This is a genomic window from Williamsia serinedens (assembly GCF_024171725.1).
GTDB classification, from domain to species: Bacteria; Actinomycetota; Actinomycetes; order Mycobacteriales; family Mycobacteriaceae; genus Williamsia_A; species Williamsia_A serinedens.
Genome location: NZ_JAMTCG010000004.1, coordinates 546,120 through 563,725 on the forward strand (window position 1 = coordinate 546,120; position 17,606 = coordinate 563,725).

At 69.2% G+C, this 17,606-nt stretch carries 19 protein-coding genes; 7 read left to right on the forward strand and 12 right to left on the reverse strand.

Features of this window, described 5'->3' with window-relative positions:
* Window positions 1-5 precede the first annotated feature (5 nt).
* The 3 genes from LX12_RS13355 (at window position 6) to LX12_RS13365 (ending at window position 2,202) form a co-directional block, all read left to right on the forward strand.
* Complete coding sequence (locus LX12_RS13355) at window positions 6-356, forward strand: hypothetical protein (protein WP_253655029.1); 351 nt, start codon at window positions 6-8, stop codon at window positions 354-356.
* 79 nt (window positions 357-435) lie between these two features.
* Entirely contained in the window at window positions 436-1,047 is a 612-nt protein-coding gene (locus tag LX12_RS13360; protein WP_253655030.1) for an ABC transporter ATP-binding protein, read from the forward strand.
* A gap of 132 nt (window positions 1,048-1,179) precedes the next feature.
* Window positions 1,180-2,202, forward strand: a complete 1,023-nt coding sequence (locus LX12_RS13365; protein WP_253655031.1) for a DUF6297 family protein — start codon at window positions 1,180-1,182, stop codon at window positions 2,200-2,202.
* Window positions 2,203-2,217: 15 nt separating this feature from the next.
* Here LX12_RS13365 and LX12_RS13370 read toward each other — a convergent pair whose 3' ends face one another.
* Window positions 2,218-3,306 (reverse strand): NAD(P)H-dependent amine dehydrogenase family protein, encoded by a 1,089-nt coding sequence (locus LX12_RS13370; protein WP_253655032.1) that lies wholly within the window; start codon window positions 3,304-3,306, stop codon window positions 2,218-2,220.
* A gap of 14 nt (window positions 3,307-3,320) precedes the next feature.
* On the reverse strand, window positions 3,321-4,340 hold the full coding sequence (locus LX12_RS13375) for an aromatic ring-hydroxylating dioxygenase subunit alpha (RefSeq protein ID WP_253655033.1): 1,020 nt from the start codon (window positions 4,338-4,340) through the stop codon (window positions 3,321-3,323).
* A gap of 105 nt (window positions 4,341-4,445) precedes the next feature.
* On the opposite strand from LX12_RS13375, the gene LX12_RS13380 reads away from it, so the two are divergent.
* Window positions 4,446-5,072: a TetR/AcrR family transcriptional regulator gene (locus tag LX12_RS13380; RefSeq protein WP_253655034.1), complete on the forward strand. Its 627-nt coding sequence runs from the start codon at window positions 4,446-4,448 to the stop codon at window positions 5,070-5,072.
* Window positions 5,073-5,106: 34 nt separating this feature from the next.
* On the opposite strand, the gene LX12_RS13385 is transcribed toward LX12_RS13380, so the two are convergent.
* Window positions 5,107-5,655: a TetR/AcrR family transcriptional regulator gene (locus LX12_RS13385; protein WP_253655035.1), complete on the reverse strand. Its 549-nt coding sequence runs from the start codon at window positions 5,653-5,655 to the stop codon at window positions 5,107-5,109.
* 154 nt (window positions 5,656-5,809) lie between these two features.
* On the opposite strand from LX12_RS13385, the gene LX12_RS13390 reads away from it, so the two are divergent.
* Both LX12_RS13390 and LX12_RS13395 read left to right on the forward strand, forming a co-directional pair.
* Window positions 5,810-6,997, forward strand: coding sequence for a cytochrome P450 (locus LX12_RS13390; protein ID WP_253655036.1), 1,188 nt, complete (start codon window positions 5,810-5,812; stop codon window positions 6,995-6,997).
* A complete protein-coding gene (locus tag LX12_RS13395) occupies window positions 6,990-7,439 on the forward strand; it encodes a nuclear transport factor 2 family protein (RefSeq protein ID WP_253655037.1) in 450 nt (149 codons plus the stop codon). The genes LX12_RS13390 and LX12_RS13395 overlap by 8 nt, the downstream gene beginning before the upstream one ends.
* On the opposite strand, the gene LX12_RS13400 is transcribed toward LX12_RS13395, so the two are convergent.
* From LX12_RS13400 to LX12_RS13440, 9 genes are read right to left on the reverse strand one after another with little or no spacing between them, the layout of a single operon-like run.
* Window positions 7,433-8,353, reverse strand: a complete 921-nt coding sequence (locus LX12_RS13400; RefSeq protein ID WP_253655038.1) for an SDR family NAD(P)-dependent oxidoreductase — start codon at window positions 8,351-8,353, stop codon at window positions 7,433-7,435. The genes LX12_RS13395 and LX12_RS13400 overlap by 7 nt on opposite strands.
* Window positions 8,350-9,978 carry an AMP-binding protein gene (locus tag LX12_RS13405; protein WP_253655039.1) on the reverse strand — a complete coding sequence of 543 codons (1,629 nt, stop codon included), beginning with the start codon at window positions 9,976-9,978 and terminating at the stop codon, window positions 8,350-8,352. The genes LX12_RS13400 and LX12_RS13405 overlap by 4 nt, the downstream gene beginning before the upstream one ends.
* A gap of 12 nt (window positions 9,979-9,990) precedes the next feature.
* Window positions 9,991-11,244 carry a hypothetical protein gene (locus LX12_RS13410; protein WP_253655040.1) on the reverse strand — a complete coding sequence of 418 codons (1,254 nt, stop codon included), beginning with the start codon at window positions 11,242-11,244 and terminating at the stop codon, window positions 9,991-9,993.
* Between the two features lie 4 nt (window positions 11,245-11,248).
* Window positions 11,249-11,800, reverse strand: a complete 552-nt coding sequence (locus LX12_RS13415; protein ID WP_253655041.1) for a nuclear transport factor 2 family protein — start codon at window positions 11,798-11,800, stop codon at window positions 11,249-11,251.
* A gap of 38 nt (window positions 11,801-11,838) precedes the next feature.
* A complete protein-coding gene (locus tag LX12_RS13420) occupies window positions 11,839-12,030 on the reverse strand; it encodes a ferredoxin (RefSeq protein ID WP_253655042.1) in 192 nt (63 codons plus the stop codon).
* Between the two features lie 5 nt (window positions 12,031-12,035).
* Window positions 12,036-13,382, reverse strand: a complete 1,347-nt coding sequence (locus LX12_RS13425) for a cytochrome P450 (RefSeq protein WP_253655043.1) — start codon at window positions 13,380-13,382, stop codon at window positions 12,036-12,038.
* Window positions 13,379-14,185: an SDR family oxidoreductase gene (locus LX12_RS13430; protein WP_253655044.1), complete on the reverse strand. Its 807-nt coding sequence runs from the start codon at window positions 14,183-14,185 to the stop codon at window positions 13,379-13,381. The genes LX12_RS13425 and LX12_RS13430 overlap by 4 nt, the downstream gene beginning before the upstream one ends.
* Window positions 14,185-15,396, reverse strand: coding sequence for a cytochrome P450 (locus LX12_RS13435; RefSeq protein WP_253655119.1), 1,212 nt, complete (start codon window positions 15,394-15,396; stop codon window positions 14,185-14,187). Before LX12_RS13435 ends, LX12_RS13430 begins: the two co-directional genes overlap by 1 nt.
* A 29-nt stretch (window positions 15,397-15,425) precedes the next feature.
* The gene (locus LX12_RS13440) at window positions 15,426-16,013 is read right to left on the reverse strand and encodes a TetR/AcrR family transcriptional regulator (protein ID WP_253655045.1); all 588 of its coding nucleotides are present in this window, start codon (window positions 16,011-16,013) and stop codon (window positions 15,426-15,428) included.
* Between the two features lie 65 nt (window positions 16,014-16,078).
* On the opposite strand from LX12_RS13440, the gene LX12_RS13445 reads away from it, so the two are divergent.
* On the forward strand, window positions 16,079-17,602 hold the full coding sequence (locus LX12_RS13445) for an aldehyde dehydrogenase (RefSeq protein WP_253655046.1): 1,524 nt from the start codon (window positions 16,079-16,081) through the stop codon (window positions 17,600-17,602).
* The last annotated feature ends 4 nt before the right edge of the window (window positions 17,603-17,606 follow it).

Below are 17,606 nucleotides of genomic sequence, written 5' to 3' on the forward strand. Positions count from 1 at the left end.
TGTGAATGAGTCGGACACCACACCCCGACGTCGTGTCGCTCCTGCGCGCCGACGGCATGGCGTCGGCGCTCCTCGTGACCCTCTCGTGGTGGTCGGCGATCCTGCTCGCGAGCCACGTGTCTCCATCTGCGGTGCTCGTGACCGTCGCGGTCGCCGCCGGGGTGACCGCGCTCGGCCACTCGCCGACGCGGGCCGCGATGGCGGTGCGTTTCCGCGTCCTCGTCTATCGCCCCGCCCCGACGCCACCGCGCCCGCGCCCTGTCGGCACCGCCCCACCTCCGCCTGCCATCGCACTCCGCGCCGTCGAGACCGTCCGCCGCACCCGCGCCCCGGGTGCCGCCCCCGCGACGGTCTGAACTTCTCGGCGAGGCCGTCGCACCCCGCGCCCTCGCCCACCCCGACGGCGTTCGCCGTCGTCTCCTCCGGAGTGCACCCATGTTGTCCCTCGACCATGTCGATCTCGCGATCGACGACCTGTCCCTCGTCTCCGACCTCACCCTGACCACCGAGCCCGGGACCGTCCTGGCGGTGACCGGCCCCAACGGCAGCGGCAAATCGACCTTGCTGCGATGCATTGCAGGCCTGCGACCCGTCGACGGCGGCACCATCAGCGTCAGCGGCATCACCGCCGACGAGACCGACCCTCACTTCCGCGGACTCGTCGCCGCCCATCTCGGCGACGACGCCGTGTTCCCCGAGCTGACCGTGGCTGAGCACCTCGAACTGCTCTGCGCGACGCGGGGACTCGCGGCCCACATCGGCGACGACCTGCTGGTCACCGCCGGGATCGACCACCTCGCCGACCGTTTCCCTCACGCGCTCTCCACAGGCCAGCGGGCACGGTTCGATCTCTGCGCGACGATGCTGCCCGGAACGGCGCTCGTCGTGCTCGACGAGCCCGAAACCGGACTCGACCACGACGGGTGCGCGTGGGTCGCCCGCCTCGTCGGCGCCGCGTGCGACGCCGGATCGGTCGTCGTCGTCGCCACCCACCGCCCCGAGATGTTCACCGACCTCGCACCGGTCACCCTGGAGATGGGTCGATGACGCGCGGCGACGCGCCCGGCGTGGCCCTCGACCGTCGTCGGCGCCGGTCTCCTGTGGAACCTGCTCGGACCGAACGTCCTCGGCGGGATCGTCGTCGTATCCGGCGGACTCGTCGGGGCCTGCGTATGGGCGGTGGCGATCACCGTCGGCGTCGTGGGGGTCCCGGCGTGGTGGTGGGGCGCCGTGCGGGTGACCAGGCCACGGATGCGGTGGGCGCTGGCGGGTCCGACCGATCGTGGGCCCGCGCTGGGCCGATCTCTGCGTCGCACCCTCGGCGTCGTCGTCGCGTGCGGTGCTGCGGCCGGGTTTGCGGTCGGGGCCCTGACACGCTCGTCGACGCCATTCGTCGACGTGGGCACCGAAACCGCATCCGGTGCTGTCGCAGCCGCTCTCGTCGTCGCGATCGCCTGTGCCGCGCAGATGCGCCGCAGTGCCCGCGCCTCGACCACCGCGCGGGCGGTCCATCCGATCGCCCGGTGGCATCGCGACGTCGTGGCGCCCGCCGACGGCCTCGCTGCGACGTCCCGGCTGTTGCTGCTGACAGCCGACACCGAATTCGTCGACCATGCCCGGCGGGTGCGATGGTGCGCAGGTCGTTCCGCGGCACCGCGTCGTTCGGTCGCGGCCGCGTCGCCGGTGGCCACGATGCTCCGGGCAGACGTCGTCCGTCTGCGACGCCGGCCTGGGGATCTCGGTGTCTGGACAGCCGTCGTCGCGGTCACGATCGCGGTGGGCCTGACTACGACGATGCACTCGGTGGCACCGGCGATCGCGGCGCTGCTCGCCTACCGTGCCGGCAGTGCGGTCGCGTCCGGCCTGCGCACCCTCACGACGACACCGGCACTCCGCCGTGCCCTGCGAGCGACCGCCACCCAGATCCTGCTCGCGCACGGTGCCATCCCGGCTGTCGCGGTGGTCGGGTGGGCGTGTGTCGGGATCACCACCATCGGCGGGGTCACCCCGGTCGGGTGGTGCCTCATCGTGATCGGTGCGATCGCCGCGACGGCCCGTCGGGCGACCCGCCCGGAAACGCCCTGGGACGCACCCGTCTACATCACGGGGCAGGGCGGTGTGGCGCAACCACTTCTGCTGCTGGCACTTCTCCGGGGCCACATCGCGACAGCGGTCGTCGCGGCACTCGCGTGCGTGGTCTGAACCCGAGCTCGGCTCTCAGCGCTGGAACCGTCCGGCGAAGGCCCGCAGCGGGAGGTCGGCACTGGTGATGATCCCGGGGCGGGCCTCGTGCACCGATCGGATCGAGTTGATCGCCGGCAGGCCGGTGACGGTCATGCCGATCGACGCGAAATCGCTCGGGTCGTCGAGCCGCACACCGGGCTTGGGGAAGATCATGTGCTTGCTGTAGATGTTCGGGTCGCCCTTGATGTGGGTGATGTAGCAGCCCTTGATGTCCCACGCCGGATCGGTGTGCGGTGTCATCTGCCACTCGAGGTGGGTCTCGACGCGCGGGATCCCGTCGACGATGCCCTGATACTTGATGTAGTTGGCGCCGAGTGAGCCCTTCGGCATGAAGTACCACCCGAGGTCGACGTCCTTCGTGCAGGCGCCGAGCTCGTAGGAGAACTTCACCTCGTCGAGCGGGAGATCGAAGGCGTCGGCCATGAGCCGCACGCTGTCCTCGAACACGGCGGTGTACTTGTACAGCGAGTCGGGGATGGTCGGGTCGTCGATCGGTCGGCCGTAGCCGACTTCCTTCCACGTCTCGACCGAGTGGTGGCAGGAGACGTCGACCGATTCGGTGACGGTGATGTTCTCGATCTCGGCGACGTCGGCGGTGTGGACGATGCCGAGGATCTGCGCGAGACCGGGGTTCATCCCGGTGCCGTAAAAGGTGGATCCGCCCTTCTGGCAGGCCTCCTCGAGCACCTGGGTGATCGGCCTGCCCGACGCGTGGCTGTGGTTGGCGTTGCGGTGGTGCCCGGTGATGAAGTCGGCGGTGGTGACGATGTCGATTCCCGCCTCGAGGACCGGCACATAAAGGTCCTCGTCCGGGAAGACGCCGTGGAACGTCACGACATCCGGCTCAGCGGCGATGATCTCGTCGATGCTGCCCGTGGCGATGACCCCGTTCGGCTCGAGGCCGGCGAGCACGCCGGCGTCCTGACCGATCTTCTCCGGCGAGTAGCAGTGCACGCCGACCAGCTCGAGGTCGCGGTGGGTGGCGATCCGCTTGATCATCTCGGAGCCGACGTTGCCCGTGGCGACCTGGAACACACGGATCGGGGTCGATGTGGTTGTCATGGTGAGCCTCTCGGTCAGCGGGTGGTGTGGGCCCGCGCGGCGGCGACGGGGTCGAAGTCGTCGGGATAGAACTGCGTCGCCCAGCGTCGGATGGCGGTGAAGCCGGCGAACTCCTTCGGGGACAGAGCCGGCGGGTCGGAGTAGCGCTGGTGCTTCCAGATGTGGACGTCGTTGCTGAACTGTTCGATGACACCCGCGGCGTGCCGGAGCGCCCGACTGGTGGGTTCCGGGCTGTCGTCACCGGGCTTGCGGCCGATCCAGGTGGTGAACCGCACGTCGGACGTGGTCGCGTCGACCGGGGTGACCGCGGTGAGAGTCCTGTTGTCGATCATCCCCCAGCTCTTGGTGCACGCGACGCCGATCCCCGAGTTGATCGCCTGGACACCGCTGTTGATCTCGTCGGCGGGCACATCGTCGAAAGCGACGGTGAAGTCCACGTAGGACACCGGTGCGTCGAAGTCGTGTCGGGTGAACTCCGGGACCAGCGGGGTGTCGTGCACGTACTTGAAATGCGCGAAATCGACCCCGTTCTCCATCACGTATTGCGGATGGATCTCGACGCCGGGCTCGTACAGCGTGCTGTGGCCGTACGCGGGGTAGTAGTCGGCCTCGCTCTTCCCGTCGTCGAACCCGGTGAGCGCCGCGGCGACGCCGAAGTAGGGATCCCGGCGCTGCTCGTCGTACCAGATGAAGATCGACTCGCTGTGTTCCTCGACCGGATAGGTGCGGATCCTCCGACCCTTGTTCGGACGCTTCTCGTAGGGCACACAGACGTTGCGGCCCTCGGAGTTCCACTCCCATCCGTGGAACGGGCACCGGATGATCTCCCCGTCCACCGTGCCGCCGAATCCGAGGTGGGCGCCGAGATGTTCGCAGTAGGCGTCCATGACGGTGGCCTGGCCGGCGGCCGATCGCCAGGCGATCATCTCGGTGTCGAAGTAGTGCATTCGATGCACGGCGCCGACAGCGATCTCGGCCGACCACGCGACCTGGAACCAGCCGGTCGGCTTCATCGGCAGGGGCGTCTTCGCCATCGGTGTCCTTCCGCTCACGTGCGTGCGACGACCTCGACCATAGAAGGGTCTGTGAAAAAAAAGACAGAGGTGTCTTCGAAACACCGTGACCAGTAGTCTTCGGGCATGGTCGAGACGGGCGTGGCGGAACGCCGCGCGAACAAGCGCGGCCAGGCGACGCGTGAATCCATGCTCGACGCGGCGCTGCACGCTCTGGCCACCGGCGACCCTGCGTCGGTGTCGGGCAACCGGATCGCCAAGGACGCCGGAGCGACGTGGGGCGCGATCAAATACCAGTTCGGGGACATCGACGGCCTGTGGGCAGCGGTCCTGCGGTACACCGCCGAGCGCCGCGGTGACCTCCCCGCCAGGACAGCCCCGGGCGCGACCCTGCACGAGCGCGTGGCGACGATCGTCGACAACCTGTACGACGGCCTGTCCGGCACCGACTCCCGCGCCATCGAGACACTGCGCGCGGCGATGCCCCGTGACCGCGACGAGTTCGAGCGCCTGTTCCCGCTCACCGCAGCCGAATTCGCGTCCTGGCGCGAGGCGTGGCTCGACACGTGTCGCCGCGCCTTCGCCGGACTCGGCGTCGACCCCGACCGCCTGGCCGAGGTGGCCGCCTTCATCCCGGGCGCCATGCGGGGCATCGTCTCCGAGCGGCAGCTGGGGTCCTACAGCGACCTCGACCTCGCGCGCACCGGACTCACGAACGCCATCGTGGCCTACCTCGACCCAGGAACGGCCTGACAGAGTCCGGTGTCGACGGGCCGTCGAAGCCTGATCACCCCTCGCCGATCACACCGGCCACCAACGCCCGCACGGCCGTGGCCTCGTGGTCGGGGGGCAACGGCCACAGGGCGAGGGCGAGGAACCCGCGGATCAGCCACTGGGCCGAGACGACGTCTCCGGACTCGAGACCCATCAACTCGATCGCGATGCCGATGATCGTCGCTGACGCCACCGCAGCCGGCACCGCGCTCTGCAGCCGCCGCGACGTCAGGAGTTGACGAGTCAGCGTGTCGGCGCGTATCTCCCGCAGCGCCGCGGCGATCGCGACGACCCCGCGTTCCCGGCCTGACAGCCCCGCGATGCGCTCGGCGACCGCGGTGGTGACGGTCGCGGATGAGATCGTCAGCACGGCCTCGATGATCGCGTCCTTCCCGCCGACGTGCCGATAGACCGTCGCACGGGAGCAATGGGCGCGACGCGCCAACTCGTTGATGTCGAACCGGTCCACACCGTTCTGCCGGATCATCGCCGCGGCTTCGCCCAGGAGACGCTCGCGGGCGCGATCCGCTCGATCGTCGTCCACCAGCCAGTCGCGAGTCACGATCTCATGGTGAGACAGATACTCGGGATGTCGCAAGGAGGGGGGCCGGTCAGCGCGGCGCGACGAGACGCGCGACGCACCGACCCCGCACAGTGCGATGTCGACATCGCCGACACCGTTGCGCTCGGGGCTGTACGGCATCCACGCTGGTGACGTGTTCGATCTCGATGATCCCTACCCCGGTCTGCGGCGGCTGACGCAGACCGAGCCCGTGAGCCGCATCGGTGACTCGTCGTTCTTCACCGTCACCGGCTGGGACCTCATCGCCGAGGCCGTCGCCCGCACCGACGACTTCTCGTCGAATCTCACGGCGACCATGGTCTGGAAGGAGGACGGGACGGTCGAGGAGTACCCGATCGCCGAACTCGGCTCGCCGATCCACGTCCTGGCCACCGCCGACGACCCCGAGCACAAGGCCCACCGTGCGGTGGTCATGCCGTCGCTCGTGGCCAAGCGTGTCCGTGCCCTCGAACCGTTCATCGACCACACCCTCGAACGACTGTGGACCGACGGTGTCGACGGGAACCGACTCGACTGGATGACCGACGTCGCACAGCGTCTTCCTATGGCGGTGGTGGCCGAACTCCTCGGGTTCCCCACCTACGACATCGACGACCTCGTCCGGTGGTCGTTCGCCGCGACCATCCTGCTCGACGGCGTCGTCACCGCCGCCGAACTCGAGACCGCGACCGACGCGGTCGGCGAGCTGAGCGTGTACCTCTCCCAGGCGTTCGACGGCGCGATGGCGAACCCGGGCGAGAACGTCCTGGGCGATCTCGCCCGTCTCGTCGTCGCCGGGACGCTCGACCACGGCACCGCTGTCATGATCAGCCTGCAGCTCGTCGCCGCCGGCGCGGAGTCGACCGTCAGCCTCCTCGGGAGCGCCGTGTACCTCCTCGGCAGAAATCCCGATGTGGTCGAGACGATCCGCGACGACCGCGATCTCGTGCCGGTGTTCGTCGAGGAGGCGCTCCGTCTCGAGTCCCCGTTCCGTGGGCACTACCGCCACGTCGTGGCCGACACGACCCTCGGTGAGGTCGACCTGCCCGCCGGTTCGCATCTCTATCTCATGTGGGGCGCGGCGAACCGGGACCCCGCGACCTTCGACCAGCCCGACGACATCGACCTCGATCCGGCCGCACGACGTTCGCACATGGCGTTCGGGAAGGGCTTGCACCTGTGCGTGGGAGCAGCCCTGGCACGCCTCGAGGGACGGGTCGCGATCGACCATCTCCTCGACCGGACCCCGAACGGCTTCACCGTCGACACCGAGGACCCCGACTGGGAACGCAGCCTGCTCGTGCGTCGACTCCGTCATCTGCCGGTGCAGGTCGGTGCCTAGAGTCCCGGCGTTCTCGGGCATCACGTCTTTGCTGCACGACTACGCACGCCGCCTCGACGCGGGAGACTTCGGCGGCGTGGCGGACCTGCTCGCCCGAGCGGAGATCCTGGTGTCCGGCACCGAGATCGGATCCGGGCGGGGCCTCGTCGAGGAGTTCCTGCGGAGCGCCGTGATCATCCACGCCGACGGGACCCCGCGGACCCGGCACGTCATCGCGCAGCCCGCGATCGACGTCGCGGACAGTTCTCGCGCCACGGTTCGGTCGCAGTACACCGTGCTGCAGGCGAGTCCTGTCGGGGCACACGTCGTCATGGTCGGGCACCACCACGACGTGATGACGGTCGAGAACGGCGCCTGGCGCTTTGCGAGCCGCGACTACGGCCACATCACCTACGTCGGCGACACCTCCCGACATCTCCGCGCCCCGCAGAAGCCTCAGTGATCGGCGGACGCCCGACCGACGACCTCGGGGCCGGACACGGCCGCCATCGCCTGCCCCACCTGGGCGAGCGTCATCGGCGGGGTCTCGACATGGTCGGCGTAGGCGAGCAGCTGCAACTCGGCCGGCGCGTAGCGCCCGATGAAGTTGCCTGCCGCACTGAACACCTCGCCGGTGATCGGCGCGGACATCCGGGACAGCAGCTGTGCGTACGTGCTCGTCACGTACGCCGCCGGGGCGGGATCGGCTGCAGCGGCGTGTGTCCCGGCATCCAGGATCCCTCGGTCCCGCAGGCCGTCGATGTGGCGGTGGTAGTCCTCACCGGTCGACAACCGCGTGCGTGCGCCGGGCATGACGACGTTCACCCGCACCCCGAGATGCCGGAGATCTGCGGCCGCGGCCAGCGCGAGGCCCGTGACCCCGGCCTTGGCGGCCGGATACGCCGACCCGCCGAAGATCCCCAGCGCCGCGGCGGATCCGCTGAGGACGATCGATCCTCCGCCGCCCTCGGCCAGGACCGGCGCCGCGGCCCGGGTCACCTCGAAAGCGCTGGTGAGATGGCTTGCCACGACGTCGGCGAACACCTCGGAGTCCATGGAGAGCACCGACGACCCCGGCGGCTCGGCGATTCCCGCGCAGTTCGCCACACCGTCGAGGCGACCGAACGACTCGACCGCGGTCCGGACCAGCGCGTGCGCCACCGCGGCATCGGAGGCACTGCCGACGACCGGCTCCGCCCGACCGCCCGACGACCGGATCGCCTCGACCGTCGCCTCGACGACGTACCGATCACGGCCGTTCACGACGACGGCCGCACCGAGCTCCGCGAGACGCACCACCAGCGCGGCCCCGATCCCACGGCTGGACCCGGCGACGGCGAAGACCTGTCCCGACAACGTGTCGGGGGCGTCGGTCACGTGGCCGGGTGGAGTCGGTCGTGCGTCGGGGCGCCACCCCGCGAGATCTCGGTGGCCCACCGGTAGTCCGGCTTGCCGCTCGGGGTCCGCTGCACCTGGTCGACCACCCAGTACGCACACGGGATCTTGTACCCCGCGAGCCTGTCCCGCAGGTGGGCCTCCACGTCGGCGAAGTCGACGGCGGGACCGACGACGCTCACCACCGCGGCGACACGGTGCCCGAACCTCTCGTCACGCACGCCCACCACCGTGGCGTCGACGATCCCCGGGTGCGCCTTGAGGTGGCCTTCCACCTCCTCCACGAAGACCTTCTCCCCACCGGTGTTCACCACCTGGGAACCGCGGCCCAGCAACGTGATCGACCCGTCGGACTCCAGGCGCGCGCGGTCGCCGCTGACGACCATCCGGACACCGTCGTGCTCGCGGAAGATCGTCGCCGTCTTCACCGGGTCGTTCAGGTATCCGACAGGGAGGAAACCCGTCTTGGCGAACCATCCCTCGCCGGGTGCGTCGACCAGGACGCCGTCGTCGTCGATCACCGTCGCGCCCCGACCGGCAGGCACGCGCGGTCCGCCGCTGTAGGCGGACCGTGCGAACGAGGTGTCCGCCGACGAGTAGACGGTGATGCCACCGAAGCCGGTCTCCGACGACCCGATGGAGTCGCTGATCGCCGCGGTCGGCAGCAGCTCCAGCATCTGCGCCTTGAGCGCCGGGGAGAACAGTGCCGCACCGGAACTGATCGCGAGCAGCGACGGCACCGACACGGCTGTGCCCGCCGCGGCACGCGAACGCAGTTCCTCGATGAGGGGCAACGCCATCGCGTCGCCCGTGATCACGAGGATGTTCGCCTCCTGACGGGCGACGACGTCCCACACCGACGAGGCGTCGAACCGCGGCTCGTACATCACCGTGTTGCCGGAGAACAGTGCCCCCAGCGACGGCAGCAGGCCGGAGACGTGGATGAGTGGTGGCAGCATCAGGAACCGCATGCCCTGCGTGGCGCCGGCGGCCGCGGACTCCGCAGCCGATCTCGACTGCTGCCACTCGTCGGCGAGCAGTTCCCCGGAGTAGAAGTCGATCCCGCCGCCGAGCACCCGCCAGATGTCGGAGTGGTTCCATATGACGCCCTTCGGCGCGCCCGTCGTCCCACCCGTGTACATGAGGAAGCGATCGTCGTCGCGACGCTCGCCGAAATCCCGCTCCGACGACTGCGCCTCGAGCGCGGTGTCGAGTTCCGTGCCGCTGACGACCACGGTGGCACCGATCGCGGTGGCAGCGGCATGTGCGACGTCGGCGTGATCCGGCTGGGTGACGACGGCCCTGACTGCGGCGTCGGAGTAGACGTGCCGCGCCTCCTCGACGCGGTAGCGGTGGTTGACGTTCACTGCCGCGGCACGCAGCTTGTACGACGCCAGGAACGCGACGAGCGCATCGACGTCGTTGTGCATGTGCACCGCGACGTGGTCGCCCTCGCCCACCCCGGACTCGGCCAGGAGATGCGCGAGCCGGTTGGCCCGGCCCTCGACGTCGGCGAAGGTGTGGTGCCGACCGTTGTCGATCACCGCCACACGATCGGGGACCGCGTCGACGGCATGCTCGAACAGGTCCGCGAGATTCTGGGCCACCGGGCCTCCTCGTCAGCCGACAGGGGTGATCGGGAGCAGCGGTCGCGGCGTCCCACGGTCGGTGAACGCGAAGGTCGCGCCCCCGCTGAATCGGGCCACGGCGACCTCGCCGGATTCGGCGAGTTCGTCGTCTTGCCAACCGAAGTCGACAGTGAGGGCACCGTCGTCGACGCGGGCGCCCTCGATCACCCAGTGCGGGTCGACGGCGGTCGCGATCGCCTGCAGCGGTCCGAGATGGTCGGGGTCGATGAACGTGACCCAGCCGCGGTCGTCCACGGCAGGACCGCGCTGCGGGATGCGCACCGACACCGACTTCTCGTCGGCCGACCGTTCGACGTCGATCCCCACGTACTGATGCGGGCCGAGCACGGGGTGGAGCTCGAACACCCGCGCGAGTCCCTCGGCGTCACGAGGGAGGTCGAGTGCGGCGCGGATGCGGTCGGCCGCGAGCCCAGAGATGCCGGTCAGCTGCTTGCGGACGAGTTTGTCGACGCCGGCCTCGTCGGTACGGCGACGGACGGCCCAGATGTAGCCGAGGGCCAGCAGCTGATGCTGCAGCGCCACCTCCTCCGCAGCACGGATGAGCGTGCTGCGCGCCCAGTCTCGGAACTGCAGGTCGTCGAGGAGGTCGCCGGAGTAGTCCGTCCACCCGGGCTCGTCGTGGTCGATGGCGGACAGCGTCAGGCTCGCCGCCGCGGTGTCGAACATGGCCGCCGTGTAGTCCGGCAGTTCCAGGTCCTCGCGGCTCTCGTCGATGGTGACGGTCCACTCGCAGTGGGGCGTCCGGTCCGCGGGACGGCGCGGGGGCCGGTGGACCGGACGGATTCGCGCCTTGCGGTTGGTCGCGACCGCGGTGGCGTCGAACGTCGGGTCCTCGATCGTGTGGCACATCGACGTCACGTAGTCGTCGCCGAGTGGTTCGACGTCGAGCAGGGCCCCGCAGTGGTCGAGGACGAACCGGCCGGTGTGGTCGTCGACCACCTCGTAGCGGAAGTCCATGAACTGCGGTGGCGCACCGATGTCCAGCTGCAGGCACTTGAACATGTCCGGCACGGTGTTCCCGGCGACGCCCATCGCGGCACGCATCCGGGCCGTGTAGACCGGGCTCGCCGCCATCCACTCCTCGATGGCCACCTGCGCCATCTCCTCACGCCCGAAGGCGCCGATGACATGGGCCATTCCGCTGCGGTCGATCAACTGACCGGACAGCAGCAGTTCGGGGAGCAGGATCGCGAGCTGCTCCCGACTCAGGTCGCTGTAGGTCATCGACTCACCAGAACGGGACGGGGGTCTTGCCGAGCGGGTACCACCCCGGCAGCGGCTCCTTCGCGTTCGCGACGCGGTCCATCCGCCCCTTCATCCCCTCGGAGAGGTCGCCGTTCTTCATCATCTCCATGAAGAGCGCGATGACGTTCCCGTAGTCGAAGAAGTCACGCTGCCAGACGAACTGGAAGTTCCCGCCGTACTTGAACCAGCTGCCCTGGATGCCCTCCAGCCCGTACTGCGTGCCGTCGGGTCGCTTTCCGTCGTACATCTGCTTCCAGAAGCCGATCATGTCGCCGGACTTCTCGTCGATCACCCACGACTGGTAGGGGTACGTCCAGCCGTCGAGACCGTCCATCTCGTAGCCGATCGCGAAGTCCCGGATCTCGTCGCGGCCGACGGCCATGAAGTCGTCGTTCGGCCCGTAGTTCCACCCGTAGGTGGCGTCCTCGGCGTAGAACTCCGCCAGCGGACGCCAGTCGCCGGCCTTCTCGGCGTCCCGGTTGGCCTGCAGCCACCGTTCGACCATCTCGTCCATCTCAGCGCGATCGAAAGCCATGGGGATGGGCACCTTCCACTTCGTCGGGGATGTGTCTGTCAGTCACCGACGAGCCGGAGGGCCTGCGTCGGGCAGTAGGCGACGGCGCGTTCCACGTCGTCGACGTCGTCGGTGTCCACCTCGGTGCGGAGCAGTTCGACGTGGTCCTTGTGGGCGCGGAAGTACTCGGCGGCTTCCATCTCGCAGACCCCGTGCCCCTGACACAGGTCGAGATCCACCTCGATCCTCACCCCGGTCACCGCGCCCGACGCCGGTAGGCCACCCGGCACGGTTGTTGCAGCTGGACCACCATCTTCGAATGGTCGTTGCGGTACGACTCCGAGGGTTGCAGCATCTCGAAGTCGTAGTTCTGCAACAGGACCGAGAAGATGGCCTTGAGCTGCATCATGGCGAACTGCGCCCCGACACAGCGGTGCCGACCGGCACCGAACGGGATCCACGTCCACCGGTTGGCCAGGTCCTCCTGGCGCGGCTTCTGGTACCGGTCGGGGTCGAAGGCGTCCGGGTCCGGGAAGTCTTCGGGCAGACGATTGCTCACCGCCGGCGACACGGCGACCGTCTGCCCGGCGGTGATCTCGACGTCCTCGATGTGGATGTCGTTCTGCACGACCCGCATCAGCACGATGAGCGGCGGGTGCAGGCGCAGCGACTCCTTCAGCGCGGCCTCGAGCTTCGGCATCTGCCGCGTGTGGGCGAAGGTGTACTCCGGCCTGTCCCCCGCCGGTGTGTCGCCGTAGATCTCGTCGAGTTCCGCGATGACCTGGTCCATGTACTCGCGATGCCGGAGCAACTCGATGAGGGTCCACGCGGCGGTACCCGACGTGGTGTGGTGGCCGGCGAACATCATCGAGATGAACATCCCGGTGATCGTGTTCGCGTCGAACCCGACCGAGACCAGCACGTCCATCAGATCTCGATCGGCCTTCTCGGCCGGCGGGTTCGCGATCCGCTCGCGCATGACGCCCTCGATGAATTCGACCAGCTCCGCGCGGGACTCGTCACGCTTGCGGAAGCTCTCGATGTCGGCGTGGAAGTCGACGTACGCGATCGGGTCGGTGCCCTTCTCCAGGTCGTGGAACAGATGCGCGATCCGTCCGTCGAGCTGCTCGCGGAACTTCCCACCGATCAGGCACGACGACGAGGTGTAGAGCGTCAGCTCGGCGAAGAACTCGAGCAGGTCGATCTCGCCCTCGTCGCCCCAGTCGGCGATGATCCGCTCGACCTCGTTCGGGATGGTGACGGCGTGACGCTTCATGTGGTCGGCCTTGAGGGCGGCGTTGTGGATCGCCGACGACCGCTCCTCGGGACTCGTGTCGAACACGACGCCCTCACCGAACACCGGTGTCATGAACGGGTACGCGGCCGCCTGGTCGAGGTCTTCCTCGGGGGCGCGGAAGAACTCCTCGTTGGCCGCGGCACCGCTGACGAGGACGACTTCGCGGTCGGCCAGTTGGAACTGGCCGACGTCGCCGCACTCCTCGCGGACACGCCAGAACAGGCCGATCGGATCCGTCGCGAGTTCCTCGAGATGGCCGTGTTCGCCCTCGCCGCCGGAGACGCGGGCGGGCTTGGTGAGTGTCATCGGGGGTCTCCTGACTCGGGGTCGGGTACTCGGGTGAGGGCGGCTTCGGCCTCCACCTCGACGAGTCGCATGTGCGCTCCCCGAGGCATGCCGACGACCGCGGTGATGGCCTGCGCGAGATGTTCGGGGCGCATGAAGTTGCCGTGGCGCGCGAAGCCGAACGGCATCCAGTCGTTGAGCATCGCGGTGGTGACCTCGGGGTCGACGTTCATCCCCATCCCGGTGAGCGTCTGTCCGGGACGGACCAGGCTCACGCGGACACCGGAGCCCTCGACCTCCATCTGCGCGGTGAGCGCGAAGGCCTCGAGGCCTGCCTTGGCGGCCGCGTAGGCGCCCATGTGCGGGCGGGGGTCGACCGCCACGTCCGAGGAGATGAACACGAAATCCCCACGGCGACGGTCCATCATCTCGGGCACGACGCGTCGGAAGAGTCGCTGCGCACCGGTGAGGTGGATGGCGACCTGTGCGGCGAACTCGTCGGTGGTCGCCTCGAACGTCCGGCCGGGTGCCATGTCCCCGGCTCCCGACACGACGACCTCTACCGCGCCCAGCGCGGCCTCCGCCTTGTGCACGCAGTCGTCGATCGACGCCGGGTCGGTCACGTCCAGGGACACCGCGACGGCCTCGCCGCCGGCGTCGGTGATCTGGTCGACGAACTCCTGACACTTCTCCAGACGGCGGGCACCGAGGGCGACGGGATACCCTGCCGCGGCGAGCATGACGCCCGTCGCGGCGCCGATCCCCGACGACCCGCCGGCGATCAGCACCGGGCGGCGTTCCGGATGAGGTCCGAACCGCGGCATCAGCGCACGCTCACCGACATCGGCAACGTCGCGAAACCGCGCACGTTGATCGAGTGGAACCGCTCGGCGCGGTCGAGGTCGAGCTCGAACGAGCGCACCGACCGGACGATCTCACCGAGCGCGACGTTCGCCTCGAGTCGCGCGAGGTGCGCGCCGAGGCAGAAATGCGTCCCCAGACCGAAACTCGTGAGGGTCTGTGAGCTGTCCCGGCCGATGCGGTACTCGTCGGGTGCGTCGAAGACGTCCTCGTCGCGGTTGGCCGAGCCGACCAGGAGCAGGACGCGCTGTCCCGCCGGGATGGTGTACCCGCCGTACTCGACGTCCTCCATGACCCGACGCAGCACCATCTGCGTCGAGTTGTCGTAGCGCAGCGTCTCCTCCGTCCACTGCGGGACCGCATCGGGGTCGGTCAGCGGTTTGGCCAGCTCCTCGGGGTTGCGGAAGCCCCAGTACGCCGCGTTCGCAAGCAGTTTCGTGGTCGTCTCGTTGCCGGCGACGATCATGAGGATCATGAAGCCGATGATCTCGCCCTCGGTGAGCGTCGTCGGCTCACCGGTCTCGTCGTCGACGATCTCCGCGCGGATGAGCGCGGACACCAGGTCGTCGCCGAGGTTCTGTCGGCGGTCGGCGATCAGGTCGGCGTAGTAGGTGACGAGCTCGAAATAGGCATTCACCGCCGCCTCGGGGACGTCGAAGACACCCTCGTCCCGATGGATCAGCGCGTCGGACAGTTCCCGCAGTCGCGCGCGGTCGGCGACGGGGACGAGCATCAGCTCGCTGACGACGTCCATCGGCAGCAGCCCGGCGAACTCCGCGACGTAATCGAACTCGCCGAGCTCCAGGCACTTGTCCCAGTGCTGGTGGGTGATCTCGCGGACGCGGTCGGCGAGGTGGTTGACCCGCGCCGGGGTGAACCCCTTCGACACGAGCTTGCGGATGCGCATGTGCTTCGGGTCGTCCATGGCCAGGAACGACATCGACAGGTGGGCGTCGGGTCCGTAGGCAGCCGGGTCCATCGAGACACCCCAGCTGTTCGACAACCGTTGCGCGTCACGGAAGGCCGTGCGCACGTCCTCGTGCTTGCTGAACGCCCAGAAGTCGAGGGCACCGTTGTAGAACACCGGCGCCTGCGCGCGCAGCCGTGCGTACGTCGGGTACGGGTCGTCGTGGAACGCGTAGTCGTAGGGGTCGAACGGGACCCGGTCCTGCATGCCGGGCACGCCGGCCTCGGTCCCCGTGGTCACCGGTGCTCCTCGAGCAGCAGCTTGGCCGCCGAGGCCAGCCTGTCGGCGATGTCGGAGTAGGTCTGATAGCCCATCCCGGCGCGCACCAGCGCCCCGGAGTACAGCATCTCGAGCAGTTCGACGCGCTCGTCGTCGGTGTCGACCGGCAGACCGAGAGCCGTGGCGAGCCGTTCGCGGATGAAGCCGCCGACGCGGATGCGCAGGTGCGCCACATCGGGATCCGACCCGAGCAGCGCGACGGTCACCGCACCCGCCAACTGCTCCTCGCCGGCGACGACGAGTGCCACGTCGCGCAGCACCACGGCCGCGCGCTCGGTGATGTCGAGAGACGGGTCGGGCGCGGGCACCGACGACACGAGCATCCGCCAGAACAGCTCGGCCACGAGGTGGTTCTTCGAGCTGAAGTAGGTGTAGGCCGTGGCGGGGGCGACGCCCGCGCGCTTGGCGACCATGCGGACCGTCATCGCCTCGAAACCGTCCTCGTGCAGCACTTCTCGCGCTGCCTCGGTCAGTCGGCGGACGGTCTCGGCCTGCTGGTCGGTCAACCGGCGACGGGTCGACTCGTGGGACGAGGGGCTGGACATGTGGGCCACGCTACATTACGTTTGAGCACCAGTCCAGACACGTGTCCAGAATGGAGTCGACCACGATGTCCACCACCGCCGACCAGCACCGCTCGGCTACTCCCCTGGTCACCGACGGGGCGTCGTCGCTGCTTCCCGACGGGACGTCGTCTCTTCTCGTCGACGGCGAGCTGCGCCCCGGCGCGAACGGCACCTTCGCCGTCGTCGACCCCGCCACCGAGGAGGTCATCGGCCACGCCGCAAACGCCTCCGCCGACGACATGGACGCGGCGATCGCCGCCGCGCGCACCGCCTTCGACACGACGTCGTGGTCGAGGGACCCGGCGTTCCGCGCCCACTGCCTGCGGCAACTGCGGGATGCCCTGCAGGGACACATCGAGGAACTGCGGGACATCACGATCGCCGAGGTCGGCGCCCCGAAGATGCTCACGAGCGGTCCGCAGCTCGAGGGCCCCATCGCCGACCTCGGGTATTTCGCCGATCTCGCCGAGAGCTACTCGTGGCGAACGGAACTCGGTGACGCCTCCCCGATGGGGATCCCCACCACCCGATACACCCAGCGTGAGGCGGTCGGTGTCGTCGGGGCCATCACACCGTGGAACTTCCCGCACCAGATCAACTTCGCCAAGATCGGTCCCGCGCTGGCCGCCGGCTGCACCGTGGTCCTCAAGCCCGCCCCCGACACCCCATGGTGCGCCGCGGTCGTCGGGGCGATCGCAGCCCGCGAGACCGACCTGCCGCCGGGCGTCCTCAACGTCGTCACCTCGACCGACCACGAACTCGGCGCTCAGCTGTGCACCGACCCGCGTGTCGACATCGTCTCCTTCACCGGGTCGACCGAGACCGGCCGCACGGTCATGGCGTCGGCGGCGTCGACCCTGAAGAAGGTGTTCCTCGAACTCGGCGGCAAGTCGGCGTTCATCGTCCTCGACGACGCGGACCTGCAGGGTGCCTGCGCCATGGCCGGATTCGCGGTCGCGACCCACGCCGGTCAGGGGTGCGCGATCACGACGCGACTCGTCGTACCGCGCGAGAGGTACGACGAGGCCGTCGCCGCGACCCGCGACACGATGGCGGGGTTGGCCCCCGGCGACCCGCGGCGGTCGCGCACCGTGTGTGGGCCGCTCATCTCGGAACGCCAGCGGGATCGCGTCCAGTCCTACATCGACCTCGCGGTCAGCGAGGGCGGGACCATCGAGGTCGGCGGCGGCCGACCCGCGGGACAGGAGAAGGGCTGGTTCATCGAGCCGACCCTGATCTCCGGCCTGGACAACACCTCTCGCGTCGCCCAGGAGGAGATCTTCGGACCCGTCCTGGTCGTGATCCCGCACGACGGCGACGACGACGCGATCCGCATCGCCAACGAGTCGACCTACGGCCTGTCGGGCATGGTCTACGGCAGCGACCCCGGCCGCATCCAGCACGTCGTCGACTCGGTCCGCACCGGGACCATGGGCGTCAACGGCGGCATCTGGTACTCCGCCGACGTCCCGTTCGGCGGCTACAAGGCATCCGGCATCGGCCGCGAGATGGGCGTGGCCGGTTTCGAGGAGTACCTCGAGACCAAGGCCGTCGCCACACCGAAGTGACGAC